13 protein-coding genes and 1 tRNA gene are annotated in these 17,755 nt (G+C 45.9%); 4 read left to right on the top strand and 10 right to left on the bottom strand.

Annotated features, from left to right (window positions below; genetic code table 11):
- Positions 1–45 precede the first annotated feature (45 nt).
- A complete protein-coding gene (gltX, locus tag FD963_RS05550; RefSeq protein WP_215360927.1) occupies positions 46–1,443 on the bottom strand; it encodes a glutamate--tRNA ligase in 1,398 nt (465 codons plus the stop codon).
- Between the two features lie 65 nt (positions 1,444–1,508).
- Between gltX and FD963_RS05545 the strand changes: the two genes are divergently transcribed.
- Positions 1,509–2,474: an Hsp33 family molecular chaperone HslO gene (locus tag FD963_RS05545; protein ID WP_215360924.1), complete on the top strand. Its 966-nt coding sequence runs from the start codon at positions 1,509–1,511 to the stop codon at positions 2,472–2,474.
- A gap of 3 nt (positions 2,475–2,477) precedes the next feature.
- Here the strand turns inward: FD963_RS05545 and ftsB are convergent, their stop codons facing one another.
- From ftsB to FD963_RS05525, 4 genes are read right to left on the bottom strand one after another with little or no spacing between them, the layout of a single operon-like run.
- The gene (gene ftsB / locus FD963_RS05540; protein ID WP_215360916.1) at positions 2,478–2,783 is read right to left on the bottom strand and encodes a cell division protein FtsB; all 306 of its coding nucleotides are present in this window, start codon (positions 2,781–2,783) and stop codon (positions 2,478–2,480) included.
- Positions 2,784–2,803: 20 nt separating this feature from the next.
- Positions 2,804–4,090 carry a phosphopyruvate hydratase gene (eno, locus tag FD963_RS05535; protein ID WP_215322172.1) on the bottom strand — a complete coding sequence of 429 codons (1,287 nt, stop codon included), beginning with the start codon at positions 4,088–4,090 and terminating at the stop codon, positions 2,804–2,806.
- Positions 4,091–4,131: 41 nt separating this feature from the next.
- Complete coding sequence (gene kdsA / locus FD963_RS05530) at positions 4,132–4,995, bottom strand: 3-deoxy-8-phosphooctulonate synthase (protein WP_215360915.1); 864 nt, start codon at positions 4,993–4,995, stop codon at positions 4,132–4,134.
- A gap of 9 nt (positions 4,996–5,004) precedes the next feature.
- On the bottom strand, positions 5,005–6,666 hold the full coding sequence (locus FD963_RS05525; RefSeq protein ID WP_215360913.1) for a CTP synthase: 1,662 nt from the start codon (positions 6,664–6,666) through the stop codon (positions 5,005–5,007).
- 111 nt (positions 6,667–6,777) lie between these two features.
- On the opposite strand from FD963_RS05525, the gene FD963_RS05520 reads away from it, so the two are divergent.
- Positions 6,778–6,966, top strand: a complete 189-nt coding sequence (locus FD963_RS05520) for a superinfection immunity protein (RefSeq protein ID WP_215360912.1) — start codon at positions 6,778–6,780, stop codon at positions 6,964–6,966.
- A gap of 175 nt (positions 6,967–7,141) precedes the next feature.
- A complete protein-coding gene (locus tag FD963_RS05515) occupies positions 7,142–9,727 on the top strand; it encodes a bifunctional aconitate hydratase 2/2-methylisocitrate dehydratase (protein ID WP_215360910.1) in 2,586 nt (861 codons plus the stop codon).
- A gap of 85 nt (positions 9,728–9,812) precedes the next feature.
- Here FD963_RS05515 and FD963_RS05510 read toward each other — a convergent pair whose 3' ends face one another.
- Genes FD963_RS05510 through FD963_RS05500 form a run of 3 tightly spaced genes read right to left on the bottom strand, consistent with a single transcriptional unit; the run spans position 9,813 to position 15,321 of the window.
- Positions 9,813–10,568, bottom strand: a complete 756-nt coding sequence (locus tag FD963_RS05510) for a spermidine synthase (RefSeq protein WP_215360908.1) — start codon at positions 10,566–10,568, stop codon at positions 9,813–9,815.
- A 19-nt stretch (positions 10,569–10,587) separates the two neighbouring features.
- On the bottom strand, positions 10,588–14,625 hold the full coding sequence (gene purL, locus FD963_RS05505; protein WP_215360906.1) for a phosphoribosylformylglycinamidine synthase: 4,038 nt from the start codon (positions 14,623–14,625) through the stop codon (positions 10,588–10,590).
- 21 nt (positions 14,626–14,646) lie between these two features.
- Positions 14,647–15,321, bottom strand: coding sequence for an ABC transporter ATP-binding protein (locus FD963_RS05500; protein ID WP_215360905.1), 675 nt, complete (start codon positions 15,319–15,321; stop codon positions 14,647–14,649).
- Positions 15,322–15,323: 2 nt separating this feature from the next.
- Here FD963_RS05500 and FD963_RS05495 point away from each other — a divergent pair, with 2 nt between their 5' ends.
- Positions 15,324–15,998: an arylesterase gene (locus tag FD963_RS05495; RefSeq protein WP_215360895.1), complete on the top strand. Its 675-nt coding sequence runs from the start codon at positions 15,324–15,326 to the stop codon at positions 15,996–15,998.
- Positions 15,999–16,004: 6 nt separating this feature from the next.
- Here FD963_RS05495 and FD963_RS05490 read toward each other — a convergent pair whose 3' ends face one another.
- Both FD963_RS05490 and FD963_RS05485 read right to left on the bottom strand, forming a co-directional pair.
- Positions 16,005–17,468 carry a peptidylprolyl isomerase gene (locus FD963_RS05490; protein WP_215360892.1) on the bottom strand — a complete coding sequence of 488 codons (1,464 nt, stop codon included), beginning with the start codon at positions 17,466–17,468 and terminating at the stop codon, positions 16,005–16,007.
- A gap of 108 nt (positions 17,469–17,576) precedes the next feature.
- Positions 17,577–17,652 (bottom strand) — tRNA-Val (locus FD963_RS05485).
- Between the last annotated feature and the right edge of the window lie 103 nt (positions 17,653–17,755).

Below are 17,755 nucleotides of genomic sequence, written 5' to 3'. Positions count from 1 at the left end.
ACAATCCAAGATTTTATCCTATTTTTGTGCGGGTACGCAAGTTCTCTATTGGACTACCTTGGAAAGCCTTTTGACAGCCTCCTCCTTGCCCAACACAACCAGCACAGAATCAATGGCTGGGGTCTGTGTAGTGGCAAATAATGCGAATCTCACGGGCATTGCTAATGCTGGCATTTTAATTTGATACTTTGCCAATATTTGCTTAAAAACAGCCGCATAAGCTTCTTTAGTCGGCTCAGCTGATGAAATAGCTTCAACCAAATCCTTCAATGCAGGAATAACGGATTCGGCTATATTTTCTTTAATTTGATCTGCGCTTAAATTAGGCGCTGGTGAGTAAAACAGCTTTGCCCCTTCTGCAATTTCAATCAGGGTATTGGCGCGATCTTTTAACAAGCCAACTACTTGAACAAAGTTTGGGCCGGATTCTGTATCAATACCCATCTCATGAGCAAATGGCTTAGTTGCAGCTGCTAGTTTGGCTGGTTCTGAATTCTGAATATATTGATGGTTTAACCAAAGTAATTTTTCTGGATTATGTTGCGCTGGTGAGCGCCCCAAACTTTCCAAATCAAACCAGTCTACAAATTGCTCTTTAGTAAATATCTCAGCATCTCCATGAGACCAGCCTAAACGTGCCAGGTAATTCAGAATTGCATCAGGAAGATAACCTGCTTTTTGGTAATCCCTTACGCTCATCGCACCGTTACGCTTGCTCATTTTTTCACCAGCATCATTGAGGACGGTTGGCAGATGGGCGTAGACAGGCGGAGTTCCACACAGCGCCTTCATGATGTTGATTTGTCTAGGGGTGTTATTGACATGGTCATCACCCCGAATAACGTGGGTGATGTTCATATCCATGTCATCAATCACTACGCAAAAGTTATAGGTAGGCGTTCCGTCTGGTCTAGCAATAACCAAATCATCCAACTCATCATTGCTAATTTCTATTTGACCTTTGACAGCGTCATTCCAAATAACAGATCCGCCAATTGGATTCTTAAAGCGAATTACTGGGCTTACACCCTCGGGAACAGGTGGCAATGTCTTACCAGGTTCAGGTCTCCATAGGCCGTTATAGCGAGGCTTTTCTTTATTTGCCATTTGCTGATCACGGAGTTTATTGAGCTGCTCTTCGCTCATGTAGCAAGGATAGGCCAATCCAGAATCTAGCATTTGCTTTACTACTTCACGATATCGATCAATACGCTGCATCTGGTAGATCGGACCCTCATCCAAATCTAGGCCGAGCCACGCCATTCCTTCGATGATGACGTCTACAGCCTCCTGTGATGAGCGCTCAAGGTCAGTATCCTCAATACGAAGAATGAAGTCGCCTTTATTGTGGCGCGCAAAAGCCCACGGATATAGAGCGCTGCGAAGATTTCCCAGATGAATAAAGCCCGTGGGACTTGGGGCGAAACGTGTACGTATATGCATAAATCACATTATCTCAGGTCAGGCTTGCTGAGACTAAAACCGAAAAAAAGTGGATACTTTGAAATATGAATGAATTACTAGTCTTTATGTGTGATGGGGCCCCGGTTCGCGGGGAAATAGTATCTATTGGAAGCGCCTGGCAGGCCGTTCTAGAGCGTCGTAACGACCCCCCTGCCATCCGTACGATTCTGGGTGACTTTGTTGGCGCTGCCACCCTTTTAAGTGCCAGCCTCAAATTTGATGGAACCCTCATCATTCAAGCGCAAAGCAAGGGCCCCATTCAGCTTCTAGTGGTTGAATGTAAGTCTGATTTATCCATGAGGGCTACAGTCAAGCTTTCTGTTGACCCCTCTGAAATAGGGTCAGATGCAACTCTAGCCGATCTACTGGATGTTAGTGGAAGCGGAAGATTGGTTATTACCTTAGATCCAGCTGACCGTGAACCAGGACAGGCACCCTACCAAGGCATCGTAGCGCTTCAAGATCATCAAGGAGCAGTCATTAAACCGGTCACTAGCGCTGCAGAGGCTATAGCCCTGTATATGCAAAACTCCGAACAATTGGATACACGCATTTGGCTTGCATCAAGTGATACCCATGTTGGCGGCTTATTGTTACAACGATTGCCAAATTCTGGAGGCCATGCCCATCTGGATCCGCAGGTTGCGGCTGAAGGCTGGTCACGCATTCAAACGCTTGGTGAAACAATTACTAATGAAGAATTGTTAACGCTTCCGCCAGAGACTATTTTGAGGCGTTTATTTTTGGAGGAGTCCGCCGAAAATGGTGTACGCAGCTTCCCTACTCGCCCCATTCGTTTTGCTTGTAGATGCTCTCGCACTAAGGTTGCCGATATCTTGCGAATGCTTGGTGAAGAAGAGGTTCAAAGTATTCTTGCCGAGCAAGGTGCTGTAGAGACCGTTTGTGATTTTTGTGCAAAACCATACCGCTTTGATGCGGTTGATTGCCTTCAGGTTTTTAAAACAGATTTATTGAGTGACGCTACGAGGCTGCCATCTAGCGGTCATTAAATACTACTGTTTTGTAGCTTGGGTGTTGGATGCTTTATCGGTCGGTAAGATTTGCACGAAAAACTCACCTTCCTTAATTAACCCATGCTCAACACGGGCCCGTTCTTCGATGGCTCGAGTGCCATCTTTCAGATCTTTAACATCGCCAGATAGCTTGGCATTACGAAGGGCCAAGAGGCTATTTTTAGCGTCTTGGAGTTCGACTTGTCGCTCCATCTCGTAAACCTTTAGCCATCCACCCTTACCCAGCCAAAGCGGGTACTGAATTGCAATCAGCAATACCAGCATGGAGTAGATGACAATCCGCATAAGCTAATAAGTAATCAGACTTAGCGCTTGAGGTTATAGAAAACAGATTTGCCTGGATAAGTGGCCACATCACCCAGATCTTCTTCAATACGCAATAGCTGATTATATTTAGCGATGCGATCAGAGCGAGATAAAGAGCCAGTTTTAATTTGACCTGCGTTGGTACCAACGGCAATATCTGCAATGGTGCTATCTTCAGTCTCGCCTGAGCGATGAGAAATTACTGCAGTGTAGTTTGCGCGCTTAGCCATCTCAATTGCAGCAAATGTTTCTGTCAATGTACCAATTTGATTAATCTTAATCAAAATAGAGTTCGCAATACCTTTATCTATCCCCTCCTGGAGGATGCGGGTGTTCGTAACGAATAAATCATCGCCAACCAATTGGATTTTCTTGCCAAGCTTTTTAGTGATGTCAGCCCAACCATCCCAGTCACCTTCATGCATGCCATCCTCAATCGAAACAATTGGGAACTGATCCGTCAAGTTACCAAGGTAGTCAGAGAACTCGCTTGAGCTTAATTGGAGACCCTCGCCTGACAAGTGGTATTTGCCATCTTTATAGAACTCACTAGCAGCGCAATCTAGAGCCAATAGAACGTCTTCGCCTGCCGTATAGCCTGCACCTTCAATTGCTTTCATGATGGTTTGTAGGCATTCGTGATTACTCTTGAAGTTTGGTGCAAAGCCACCCTCGTCACCAACAGTAGTAGGCATACCTTGGGCACCTAAGATCTTTTTGAGCTCATGGAAAATCTCTGCACCACAACGGAGTGCGTCACGGAAGTTTTCGGCGCCAACTGGCATCACCATGAATTCTTGAATATCAAGGCTGTTATTAGCGTGAGCACCACCATTAACGATATTCATCATGGGTACCGGTAACTGCATGCCGCCAGAGCCGCCAAAATAACGATATAAAGGCAAGCCTGCTTCCTCAGCTGCTGCCCTAGCAACAGCCATAGAAACCGCAAGCGTTGCATTTGCACCTAAGCGTGCTTTGTTATGAGTGCCATCTAATTCAATTAGGGTGCGATCAAGGAAGGCTTGCTCACTTGCATCTAGTCCAAGAATGGATTCAGCAATCTCAATGTTGATATTTTGAACTGCCTTGAGTACGCCTTTGCCTAGGTAACGCGTCTTGTCACCATCGCGTAACTCAATCGCCTCACGGGATCCCGTGGATGCTCCAGAAGGCACAGCCGCACGACCCATAACACCTGACTCAAGCAAAACATCGCACTCAACTGTTGGGTTGCCGCGTGAATCCAAAACTTCTCTACCGATGATGTCAACAATGGCGCTCATGCACCTTCTCCTTAAAACAATATGAAATGGGTTGTAATAACTTACTTGAAGCTGTCTTCTAAAAAACTTCCCGTTGATTTAACAGCGCCGTCGATAGCCAATAGTGATTCAAGCAAATCTTTCATGCGATCCAACGGAACAGCATTTGGGCCATCAGATAGCGCTTTTGCGGGGTCTGGGTGTGTTTCCATAAATAGGCCACTAATGCCGACTGCAACAGCAGCACGAGCTAACACTGGTACGAATTCGCGCTGACCACCACTTGAGTTGCCGTGACCACCAGGCAATTGAACCGAATGAGTAGCATCAAAAACTACTGGCGCATTGGATTCCCGCAAAATTGCCAAGCTACGCATATCTGAAACTAGGTTGTTGTAGCCAAAAGAAGCTCCACGTTCGCACACCATAAATTGGTCTGGAAGATTTTTTTCAGCTGCGGCTACTCGAGCCTTCTCAATAACATTCAACATCTCGTGCGGAGAAAGAAACTGACCCTTCTTAAAATTAACGGGCTTGCCACTTTGAGCGCAGGCGCGAATGAAGTCAGTTTGTCTGCATAAAAAAGCTGGGGTCTGCAATACATCTACAACGCTAGCTACAGAAGCAATTTCGCTGATGTCATGAACATCTGTAAGCACCGGAACATGAACTTGCTTTTTAACCTTAGCCAAAATCTCTAAGCCCTTCTCCATACCTAGACCACGGAAAGACGTTCCTGATGAGCGATTGGCTTTATCAAACGATGACTTGTAAATAAACGGGATCTTTAGAGCGGAGGTAATTTCCTTTAGTTGACCCGCAATATCGATAGCCGATTGCTCTGACTCAATGACACAGGGGCCAGCAATTAAAAAGAAGCGATGATCTAGACCAACATCAAAACCACAAAGCTTGAATGCGCTCATATTCTTCCCTTATGCAGCCTGCTTTTCAGCGGCTGTTTGGTGCTCAAGTGCGGCACTGATAAAGGCTGAGAACAAAGGGTGCCCATCCCGCGGAGTTGAAGTAAATTCAGGGTGAAACTGCACACCAAAGAACCAAGGATGCATTGATGCTGGTAATTCCATCATCTCAGGCAACTCTTCATTGGGGGTTCTAGCTGAAATAATCAAACCAGATTGTTCTAGTTGCGGCACGTAGGTGTTATTTACCTCATAGCGATGACGATGACGCTCATTTACCTCTGGACCGTAAATGCGATGGGCTAAGGTTCCAGCTTTAACTGGACAGCGTTGCGACCCTAGACGCATAGTGCCGCCCAAATCAGAATCGTTAGTGCGTTTCTCTACTCGCCCTTCTCTGTCCAACCATTCGGTTATTAGAGCAACAACAGGCTGCTCTGACAGAGGATCAAATTCAGTGCTGTTCGCCTTCGTAAGGTTCGCTACATGGCGTGCAAATTCAATCACGGCTAATTGCATACCTAAACAAATTCCCAAGTAAGGGACATTGTTTTCGCGTGCATAACGAATGGCAGCAATTTTGCCTTCAGTACCACGCTTACCAAAGCCACCGGGAACCAAAATCGCGTCCAACTTTTGCAAGCAATCAATTCCATCTTTTTCAATGACTTCAGAATCGATGTAATTAATATTGACGCGAGTATGTGTATGAATGCCTGCGTGACGCAAAGCTTCAATAAGTGATTTGTATGACTCTGTTAGCTCCACATACTTGCCAACCATACCAATAGTCACTTCGTGTTGTGGGTTTGCCATTTCATAAACTAGGTTGGCCCATACGGAAAGATCTGCTGGCTTGGCTTTTAAATCTAGTTGACGGCAAATTAAATCATCCATGCCTTGGGCTTGGAGCATCTCAGGAATCTTATAAATCGTATCTACATCCCAAACTGAAATCACCGCTTCTTCACGTACGTTTGAGAATAAAGAAATCTTTGCGCGCTCATCTTCTGGAATCGGGCGATCAGCACGGCAGAGCAATACTGTCGGCATGATGCCAATCTCACGAAGCTTCTGAACAGAGTGTTGCGTTGGTTTAGTTTTTAACTCGCCAGCACTATGGATATAAGGCACGAGAGTCAAATGGACAAAGGCGCAATCATGCAAAGGCAGACGCAAGCTCATCTGTCTTGCAGCCTCTAGGAACGGTAGTGATTCAATATCGCCAACAGTGCCGCCGATTTCGCAGATAGCAACATCTGCTTTGCCGTCATGACTAGCTTTAGCTCCACGCTCTACAAAGGCTTGGATTTCATTTGTAATGTGCGGAATAACTTGGACAGTTTTTCCAAGATACTCACCTCGACGCTCTTTGCTAATGACTGACTCATAAATCTGGCCAGTAGTGAAGTTATTACTTTTGCGCATCTTTGCAGAAACAAAGCGCTCATAGTGACCCAAGTCCAAGTCGGTCTCAGCACCATCCTCGGTTACAAAAACCTCTCCGTGCTGGAGCGGGCTCATGGTACCCGGGTCAACGTTGATATAAGGGTCTAATTTTAGGAGGGTGACTTTCAAGCCGCGGGATTCAAGAATCGCGGCAAGCGAGGCAGCTGCGATTCCTTTCCCTAAAGAAGAAACCACACCACCAGTGACAAAAACGTATTTGGTCATCGCTTAAGCTCTGTTGGAAAAAGTAATTATAACGATAGCCATCAGGGGCGGGGAAATTTCAAAATCGTTAATATAGGATCTCGTCCACCCCAATCTAACGATTTAATACCTATGCGCCTTTTATTTGCGATATTAATCACCGTTCTCTCCCTATTTTATTTCCTCCCTTTTGCCATAGCATTTCACAAAAAAAGGGCAAATACAGGGGCTATTTTTGCCTTAAACCTGTTTTTAGGATGGTCCCTGATTGGCTGGGTAGTGGCACTAGTTTGGGCCCTCAAGGAAGAGCAAGTTGTGTAATTGCTCCATTTTCAAAGTCATGGGTCCAAATAAAGTCCTGATTTTGGCTAATTTGCCGATTTTTTAGGGTTTAAACTCTTATATAAGACTTGATTTAGCAACTATAATTTGGCAAAACGGGAGAGAATTCCCTTTTGGCCTTTCTATTGATCACTTTTACACCATAGGAAACATAATGTTAGAAGCCTATAACGCCCTCGTCGCTGAACGCGCAGCTCTCGGTATTCCAGCCCTGCCTTTAACCAAGGATCAAACCTCTGAATTGGTGAAATTGCTGAAAAACCCACCTGCCGGCAAAGAATCCGAGCTAGTTGAATTAATCACAAACCGCGTTCCTGCTGGTGTAGATGATGCAGCTAAAGTTAAAGCTGAGTTCTTAGATGCTGTTGCCAAAGGTACAGAAAAATCTCCATTAATTTCCCGTGTACGTGCTACTGAACTTTTGGGCACGATGTTAGGTGGTTACAACATCAAACCTTTAGTAGAGCTTTTATCTGACTCCGAGTGCGGTGTTGCTGCTGCAGAAGCGCTCAAGAAAACACTCTTGATGTTTGATTATTTCAACGACGTTCAAGAGCTTGCTGAAAAAGGCAATGCGAATGCTAAAGCGGTAATGCAAAGCTGGGCCAATGCAGACTGGTTTACTAGCCGTCCTGCAGTTCCAGAGAGCATGAAGTTAACTGTTTTCAAGGTAACGGGTGAAACTAATACCGATGACCTTTCTCCCGCGCCTGACGCATGGAGCCGCCCTGATATTCCACTGCATGCAACCATCATGCTCAAGAACCCCCGTCCTGGCATTGAGCCAGATGAGAGTGGAGTTCGCGGTCCGATGAAGCAAATCGCTGCTCTCCAGAAAAAAGGTAATCAAATTGCCTACGTTGGAGACGTAGTAGGTACAGGCTCATCACGTAAATCTGCAACAAACTCTGTTCTCTGGTGGACAGGTCAAGATATTCCATTCGTACCAAACAAGCGTTTTGGTGGTGTGTGCTTAGGTACCAATATTGCCCCGATCTTCTTCAACACAATGGAGGATTCCGGAGCATTACCAATCGAATTAGATGTTTCTCAAATGAATATGGGTGATGAGATTGAACTTCGGCCCTACGAAGGAAAAGTATTTAAAAACGGTCAGGAAATCACCACTTTTGCATTGAAGTCGCCTGTCATTCTGGATGAAGTACGCGCTGGCGGACGTATCCCTTTAATCGTTGGTCGTGGCTTAACTGCTAAAGCACGTGCTGCACTGGGCTTGCCTGCTTCTGCTGAATTCCGTTTGCCGGTTAATCCAGTCGACAACAAGAAGGGCTTTAGCTTGGCTCAAAAAATAGTTGGTCGCGCCTGTGGCTTACCAGAAGGACAAGGCGTACGCCCTGGTACTTATTGCGAGCCGCATATGACTACTGTTGGCTCACAAGACACAACAGGCCCAATGACGCGCGATGAATTGAAAGACTTGGCTTGCCTTGGTTTCTCTTCTGATCTCGTAATGCAGTCGTTCTGCCATACCTCGGCTTATCCAAAGCCTGTAGATATTCGCACCCAACATGAGCTTCCACCATTCATGACTAATCGTGGTGGTGTTGCCTTGCGCCCAGGTGATGGCGTGATCCATAGCTGGTTGAACCGCCTGCTCCTCCCAGATACTTGTGGAACTGGTGGCGATAGCCATACACGCTTCCCAATTGGTATTTCATTCCCCGCTGGTTCAGGCTTAGTTGCTTTCGCAGCAGCTACAGGTGTAATGCCATTGGATATGCCTGAGTCTGTTTTAGTTCGCTTCAAAGGCAAGATGCAACCTGGCATCACTTTGCGCGACTTGGTGAATGCAATTCCTTTATATGCAATCAAAAAGGGTTTGCTCACTGTTGAGAAACAAGGCAAGAAGAATATTTTCTCTGGCCGCATTCTTGAAATAGAAGGTCTACCCGACCTGAAAGTTGAGCAGGCATTTGAATTGTCTGACGCTTCTGCTGAGCGTTCTGCTGGCGGCTGTACTGTTCACTTGAACAAAGAGCCAATCATTGAATACATGACATCAAATATCACCTTGATGAAGTGGATGATTGCTAATGGTTATGAAGATAAGCGTACTCTTGGTCGCCGCATCAAAGCCATGGAAGCTTGGATTGCTAATCCACAACTACTCAAAGCCGATGCGGATGCTGACTACGCAGAGATCATCGAAATCAATATCGATGAAATCAAAGAACCTATCCTTGCCTGCCCTAACGACCCAGATGATGTAAAAGTATTATCTGAAGTAGCTGGCGACAAGATTGATGAAGTGTTTATTGGCTCATGCATGACCAATATTGGCCACTTCCGCGCAGCTGGTCAGGTTTTACAAGGCAAGAAAGATATGCCAACCCGCTTATGGGTAGCGCCTCCAACCAAGATGGATGCTATGGTCTTGATGGAAGAAGGCTACTACGGCATGTTAGGCGCCGCTGGTGCCCGCATGGAAAGCCCAGGCTGCTCACTTTGTATGGGTAACCAAGCGCAGATCCGCAAGGGCTCAACAGCTGTATCAACCTCTACACGTAACTTCCCAAACCGCTTAGGTATCGATACTCGTGTGTATTTGGCATCTGCTGAATTAGCTTCTGTCGCCGCCCTCTTGGGTCGCCTACCTACTCCTGCAGAGTATTTAGAGCAAGTGAAGGCGCTCGATGCTAAAGCTGGTGATGTATACAAATACATGAGTTTTGATAAGCTCAAGTCATTTAGCGATGTTGCAGATACTGTGACTGTGTAATATGTATCACCCTCAACCTGGCAATAGGTTGAGAAGCAAAAAAGGCGATCAAACGATCGCCTTTTTCTTTTTTTATCTCGAATAATTAAATCGAGAGCTTACTTTCTTGTCTGGCGTTCTCTCGACTAATGCCCGAGACCCATTTATTGGTTGGCAGGCCTGTTTTTTCAAGGATCAGTTTTGCCCGCTTTGAAACATCCTTCCACTCCGCTTCAAGCTTAGGGCCCTTAAATGCGATTGCGACGACATTGCAATCATGGGACTCTGGAAATAAGAGCACCCTGTTGTCAAAAGCTTCACAGATATTCTTAAGGTTTATATCAAAGCTTTTGTGTCGTGAGAATAAATTCACCGTCATGACACCAGGCCCCTTAAGAATCTCGTAGCAACCTTTATAGAAATCCAGAGAGCTTACTGAAGGACCATCGCAAATGGCATCATACAAATCCACCTGAACGGCATCAAACTGACCCTGATACTTCTTATTCTTTACAAAAAGCTTTGCATCAGTTTGTAGCGTTTCTAAGCGGCGATCATCGTCAGGCGTAAAAAACATCGATCTCGCAGAAACAATTACAGCGGGATTTAACTCCACAACAGTAGTTTTAACGGCTGGGCAATGTTGATGCTGAAACTTAGCTAAGGCCCCCGTGCCGAGCCCAAGTTGAGCAATTTGCATGCCAGGTTTGGTCTCTAAAAACAAAAGCCATGCCATCATTTGCTGGTTGTATTCGAGGTAAATCTCTTCAGGATCACGCAAGCGCATTGCCCCCTGAATAGATTCTGTTCCAAAATGCAGGTAACGCACGCCACCACTTTCGGAAAAGGTGACCGGCTCCATTAAGCTCTCAGAGGACAATTTAATTCGCCCAACGACGTGCGTTGCGGAATAGACGCAACCACGGGCTAGCGCCATCCGGAGTATCCAACCATTCGGGCGGACACCAACTCATCTGTACAGCCCTAAATACACGCTCTGGATGAGGCATCATGACCATAAAGCGGCCATCAGGTGTTGTAACCCCAGTTAATCCATTAGGTGATCCATTTGGATTCATTGGGTAAATTTCTGTTGGGTTGCCTTGATGATCCACAAAGCGGAATGAGGCTAAGCCCTGCTTTTGAATTTTCTCTAAGCTGCCTTGTTGGCTGAAGTTGGCGAATCCTTCACCGTGAGCGATAGCAATTGGTATCTGACTACCCTCCATGCCCTGGGTGAATATTGAAGGTGAAGTCATGACCTCCGCCATCACTAAGCGTGCTTCATATTGCTCTGATTGATTACGCGTAAATTTAGGCCATGCTTCTGCACCCGGAATGATTCCCGAGAGATTGCTCATCATTTGACAACCGTTGCAAACACCTAATGCAAAGCTGTCTTGACGCTCAAAGAACTTAGAAAACTGATCTCGGAGCTGCTGGTTAAATAGAATTGTTTTTGCCCAACCCTCACCGGCACCCAATACATCTCCGTAACTAAAGCCACCACAAGCGATTAAACCTCTAAAGTCTTCTAGCTTTGCCTTGCCACTAAGTAAATCAGACATGTGGACGTCATAGCTATCAAATCCGGCCCAATTAACGGAGTACGCCATTTCAACATGGGAGTTAACCCCTTGCTCACGCAAAATAGCAACTTTAGGACGTGCATTTTTACCAATAAATGGCGCCGCAATATCTTCAGAAGGATTGAATGTGAGTTTAGGATTCATGCCCGTGTCGGCAACATTGTCCAAGAGCGAGAATTCACTATCAGCACAGGCAGGATTATCGCGTAAACGCGCTATTTGATAGCTAGTGTTAGTCCAAATCTTTTGCAGCACTTCACGCGGCTCAGCAAAAATATTTTTAGCGTCACGCCAAATTTCAATACGACCGTTGGTATTGGGCTTGCCGATCACATGACTATGAGCACTTAAGCCCAACTTTCTCAATACGGCGAATACCGCATCCCGATCTTCTTTGCGAACTTGAATTACTGCGCCTAACTCTTCATTAAATAACGCGCGCATGGTTTGTTCATGGCGACGACCAGAAACCTGCTGCGCCCAATTCTTGGCATCACCATAATCAGGCTCTTGCCCAGCGTCCATGGCGATCATATCTACGTTAAGTGAAATTCCGCAATGGGAGGCAAAAGCCATTTCGGCAATGGTGGCAAACAACCCACCATCAGAACGGTCGTGATAAGCCAAAAGCTTATTCTCTTTACGTAGCTCAATTATGGCGGCAGCAAAAGACTTGAGATCTTCTGGATGATCAATATCAGGCGCTGATTTTCCGGACTGATCGAGCACTTGAGCCAAGATACTTCCCGCCATGCGATTCTTGCCACGCCCTAAATCGATCAAGATCAGCTCAGTCTCTTGTGGAGATCCGTCTTTACTCTTCAATTGAAGCAGAGGTGTCAATGTTTTACGGGCATCTAGTACGGATGCAAAAGCAGAAATAATTAAAGAAACTGGGGCGACTACTTTCTTAGCTTCATCACCATCTTGCCATGCGGTAGACATAGATAATGAATCTTTACCAACGGGAATCGATATTCCAAGCGCAGGGCACAGCTCCATGCCAATTGCTTCAACAGAGTCATAGAGCTTGGCGTCTTCACCAGGAGCACCACATGCCGCCATCCAGTTTGCAGAAAGCTTTACGCCTTCGAGGCTGACAATATCAGCAGCTAAAAGATTGGTAATGGCTTCACCTACTGCCATACGTGCAGCAGCTGGGGCATCTATCACTGCCAATGGAGTTCTTTCACCCATAGACATTGCTTCACCACGATAACCCTTGTAATCCATCAGAGTTACGGCGCAATCGGCTACAGGAACTTGCCATGGTCCAACAAACTGATCTCTAGCATTTAGACCACCAACAGTTCTGTCACCAATCGTAATCAAGAATGATTTACTAGCTACAGTGGGTTGTTGCAAGACCCACGCTATTGATTGCGCAAGATCGGCATCCGTTACGTCTAATTCTTTAAACTCCTGGGCAACTCTTGTAACGTTACGATGCATCTTTGGAGGCTTACCAAGCAAAACTTCCATGGGCATGTCAATTGGAAGAGCTGCATCATCAGATGATGGCTGCTTTGAGTCACTTAATTTCAGTTGACGTTCCGTAGTTGCTTCTCCAACTACTGCAAAGGGGCAGCGCTCACGTTCGCAAAATGATTTAAATAGATCTAAGTCCTGGGCGTCTATGGCTAAAACATAACGTTCCTGAGATTCATTGCACCAAATCTCCGCTGGACTCATACCACTCTCTTCTAGCGGTACGCTCCGAAGATTAAATGCAGCCCCTAATCCAGCCCCATCTGCCAGCTCGGGGAATGCATTTGATATACCACCTGCGCCTACATCATGAATAGAAACAATTGGATTGCGATCACCCAGAGCGCGGCAGGCATTGATTACTTCTTGTGCGCGACGCTCCATTTCTGGATTGCCTCGTTGTACAGAATCAAAATCAAGATCGGCAGTGTTTGTCCCGGTCGCAACAGAGCTGCCCGTAGCGCCGCCCATGCCGATTCGCATACCTGGGCCGCCCAATTGAATGAATAGGTGCCCTGCTTGAATTGCTTTTTTCTCGGTATGGATTGAATCAATGCTTCCGATACCGCCAGCAATCATAATGGGCTTGTGATAGCCGCGACGTATGCCATCTAATGTTTGCTCAAAGACCCTAAAGTAACCACCTAAAATTGGGCGACCAAATTCATTATTGAATGCAGCGCCGCCTAGTGGCCCTTCAATCATGATTTGTAAAGGTGTAGCGATGCGCTCAGGCTTGCCGTATTTCAGATTCTCCCAAGGAAGATCTGTGCCAGGAATATTTAAATTAGATACTGAGAAACCGGTAAGGCCAGCTTTGGGACGTCCGCCAATACCAGTAGCACCCTCGTCACGAATTTCACCGCCCGCACCTGTAGATGCGCCAGGAAAGGGAGCGATCGCAGTCGGGTGATTATGAGTCTCCACCTTCATAAGGGTATGGACCAAGCGCGTATCTTTTTCATAGCGTTGATCTTTGCCCTGGGGAACCCAGGTTTCCGCTTCGCAGCCAACCATGACTGCGGAGTTATCAGAGTACGCAACAATCGTACCTTCGGGTTGTAATTGGTGAGTATTGCGGATCATAGCGAACAAGGATCGCTCTTGATCATCGCCATCAATTGTCCAGCTGGAATTAAATATCTTATGGCGACAGTGTTCGCTATTTGCTTGCGCAAACATGATCAACTCAACGTCTGATGGATTGCGCTGCAGGCGTATAAAGTTTTCAACAAGATATGCCACCTCGTCATCAGATAAAGCAAGGCCTAATTCCTGATTAGCTTTATCAAGGGCAACTCTGCCTTCAGTCATCACTGGTATGCGAGTGAATGGCTTGTCCTCGAGTGATTGGTATAAAGCATTGGCTGCATCCGTAGAATCAATCACCGCTTCAGTCATTCTGTCATGTACAGCAGCTAGCACTAATTGTTGTTGCTCTGGGGTTAACGCCTTTTTGCTTTTCCATGAAAACTGAACGCCACGCTCAATCCGCAACACATCCAATCCACATTGACGAGCTATATCAGTAGCCTTGCTGGCCCAAGGAGATAAAGTCCCAAATCTTGGGATAACGATGGCGCCTAGATTCTCGGCCTTACCGGTTCCGAACCAAGATTTTCCTGGATGTATTTTGGAGTGAAACAGCTGGCCATAAGTCAATAAACTAGCCATGACATCTTGATTTTTGGCATTCAGCTCAGCCTCCGACCAAATGAAATGGAGGTATTGAGCTTCAATAGACTCAAGATCAACCCCTTGGGCAGCCAAAGTAGCCAAAAGTCGCTGTTGGCGGAAGGGGGAAAGCGCATCAGCGCCAGGCAAAAAGTGGAAAAAAGACATCCCTAGATTATAAGGTTTTGCCTACAACAATCGCCCGCCTTGAAGGTGCAACTGTCGCTGGCACCGTTCAGCCAAGGCCTGGTCATGGGTGACCAAAATAAGGGTGGAATGATTGGCTCGATTTAGCTCAAAAAGCAGCTCAATAACCCGATTCCCGCTAACCTCATCTAGGCTGCCCGTGGGCTCGTCAGCAAACAAAATTGCTGGCTTCATGATGAAAGCCCTTGCCAGGGCCACTCGTTGCTGCTCTCCGCCTGATAAGGTTTTGGGGAAATGGTTGGCTCGCTCACTTAAACCTACCTGGTCCAGGCAGGCCAGAGCATTTTCTTTGGGCTTTGCCATATCGTTCAGCTCAGCTGGAAGCATGACATTTTCAAGTGCCGTTAAATGAGGCAGCAATTGAAAGGATTGAAATACAAAGCCAACCTTTTGCCCCCTTAATTGCGCCCGCCCATCTTCATCCAGGTCATTCAGATTTTGAGAGACCAACTCAACATGCCCACTAGAGGGAGTATCCAACCCGGCTAGAAGACCGAGCAATGTACTTTTCCCAGAACCCGACGCACCAGTAATAGCAACACTTTCGCCATCAAAGACGTCAAAGCTAATGTCGTGCAAAATGGTTAACGATCCATCGCTAGATAGAACTTGTTTACCTAAATGTAGTGCGCTAAGGACTTTGACTGGAATACTCATAAATGATTCAAAATATTTGGTTGAGATTCTTGAGTAGAAAAATGAGAGCCATTTTGATGGCAACCGGTCTATTTTGCCTGTTTATTCCTTTTAGTACACAGGCTCAGACCAATCCCGTTATTTTGGTTATGGGGGATAGTCTCTCGGCAGAATATGGATTGGCGCGCGGTGCCGGGTGGGTAAAGCTCCTGGAAGACCAACTTCATAAAGAAGCTAGTCCTTGGACTGTTTTTAACGCCAGCATTAGCGGGGAAACTAGCTCTGGAGGTCTATCGAGATTACCAAAACTATTGGAGCAAAAGAAACCGGGAATTGTCCTTTTAGAGCTTGGGGCAAATGATGCATTACGCGGACTATCAATCCAAGAGTCAGATAAAAATTTACGCAAGATGATTCAATTAAGCAAAATATCAGGAGCAAAAGTTCTATTGTTTGGAATGCAGATTCCACCCAATTATGGGCAAGAGTACACCAAGCAATTTCAGAATCTGTATCCTAGGCTTGCTCGCCAGGAACAAGTTGAACTTGTACCGTTTTTTTTAAAGAACGTTGCCTCTGACATCAATTTATTTCAATCGGATCGGATGCATCCTAATGAAAAGGCGCAAGCCATTCTCTTTAAAAACGTATGGGGCGCTATGGCCCCATATCAAACACTGCTGAAGAGTAATAGGTAGCCTAGATTAGCTACCCGAACTAGATGATGGCGGCTTCAGTGGGTTGATTATCTTAACCCCAGCAACATCACGCCAGTAAGCCATAAAGCCAGCAAACTCAGACTGAGCTGCCAATGCTTGAATTTGTTGCGCTTGTGCCTTGTGGACCTTGGCATCTATACCTGTGGTCTGTCTTACCTGATCAACACGATACAGAATAGTACCGACCCCTGGATTTTGAACAGAAACCAGTGCAGGTAATTTATCAGGGTTAGTGGACATTACCTGATCCAGCGCTCCACCTACTAAGTTTGCAGGTTTATTGCGAGAAACCCAGATTGGGCTAGCAAAACCGGTGGCACCTTTAGGATCTTGTTCGAGTGAAGCATAGCGCACAGCTGCCGCACTTATGGCAAGCTTTTCAGCCATGCGCTGGCTAACTTGACGCTTCACTTCAGCAGCAACATCTTTGTAAGGCAAAGTTTGAGCGGGATGAAAAATAACTACTCTTGCCGAAACAAAAACGCCTGGAGAGGTTTGTACAGCTTCAATATTGCGTTTGTTCTTTACTGCATCATCGCCAAACAGAGATTGAACTACCTTTGGATTGGCCAGCGGATGATCTTTTGCAGCGCCCGTTACGCCAGAACGCGTTACACCCTTCTGTGTTTGAACGCTCAGCTTTAATTTATCTGCAGCTGGCTTAAGACTATCTGACTGGTCATAAGTCATATTGGCGAATTGATCCGCTTTCTCGCCAAACACTTTGGCATCTTCTTTTGGATCGGCCTTGAGAACGATGTACTCGACATCCACATACTCTGGACTCTCAAACAGCTTTGTGTTGGCGTTATAGAAAGCCTGTAGGTCTTCTTGGGATGGATTTACCTTACTTAGATAATCTTTCGCATCAAATGATAGAGCTTGAACTTGACGCTCAGTTTCATACAGCGTTGAAATGATTTCAGATAATTTTGGACTGCCGATTTCAGTGCGCGCTACAGAGTTCACTAGTTGACTAATTTTTAAGTCAAATGCCTGGCTCGCATAAAACTGATCTTCATTTAAGCCATTGCTAGCCAAGAGCTGTTTAAAACGTGCGTCATCGAAACTGCCATCTTGTTTGTATAACGCACGAATCTGCGGAATATTTTGCAAGCTCTTCACAAGAGCTTCTTTACCAACTTGCAAACGCAAATTACTGACTGCAAAGCCAAGGATGCGTTGTTGCAATAACTCATTCAAAATTGCTTGTCTAAATTGGAGGCTTTGAGCAATCTGCGCATTTCCACCAACGCGCTCCGCCTGACGTTTCGCAGCTGAATCTACTTCTTGAGCAGTGATAGGTTTGCCGTTAACTTTGACAATGTCGGTTTCTTTGTCCAGGAAGCTGGAATAACTAGAAATTCCAAAGAAGGCAAAAGATGGAACGATCAAAAGCATTAATACAAGCTGCAAAATTCGCTGGTGCTTACGGACGGTATCAAACATGTAAAAGTTCGCTAGTAAAAAATATCAATACCACGAGTGTACTAGGCGCTGGGCTGGAGGTATTGAAATGCCCGAGTAGGCTAAGAAAGGCTGGCAAGAGTAATAGATTGGTGGGCGCTGAGAGGCTCGAACTCCCGACATTCTGCGTGTAAGGCAGACGCTCTACCAACTGAGCTAAGCGCCCCAAAATATTACAGGTGAGATTGTAACCTAAGCGTGAGCCTTGGGTGGATTTTCCGCTAAACCCGCCTCAATAGATGAGGAGAATTTAACGAAAAATCGCCCTA

It is taken from the genome of Polynucleobacter sp. JS-JIR-II-50, assembly GCF_018687895.1.
In the GTDB taxonomy this organism is placed as follows: domain Bacteria; phylum Pseudomonadota; class Gammaproteobacteria; order Burkholderiales; family Burkholderiaceae; genus Polynucleobacter.
This window is presented reverse-complemented; position numbering and strand designations above follow the sequence as displayed.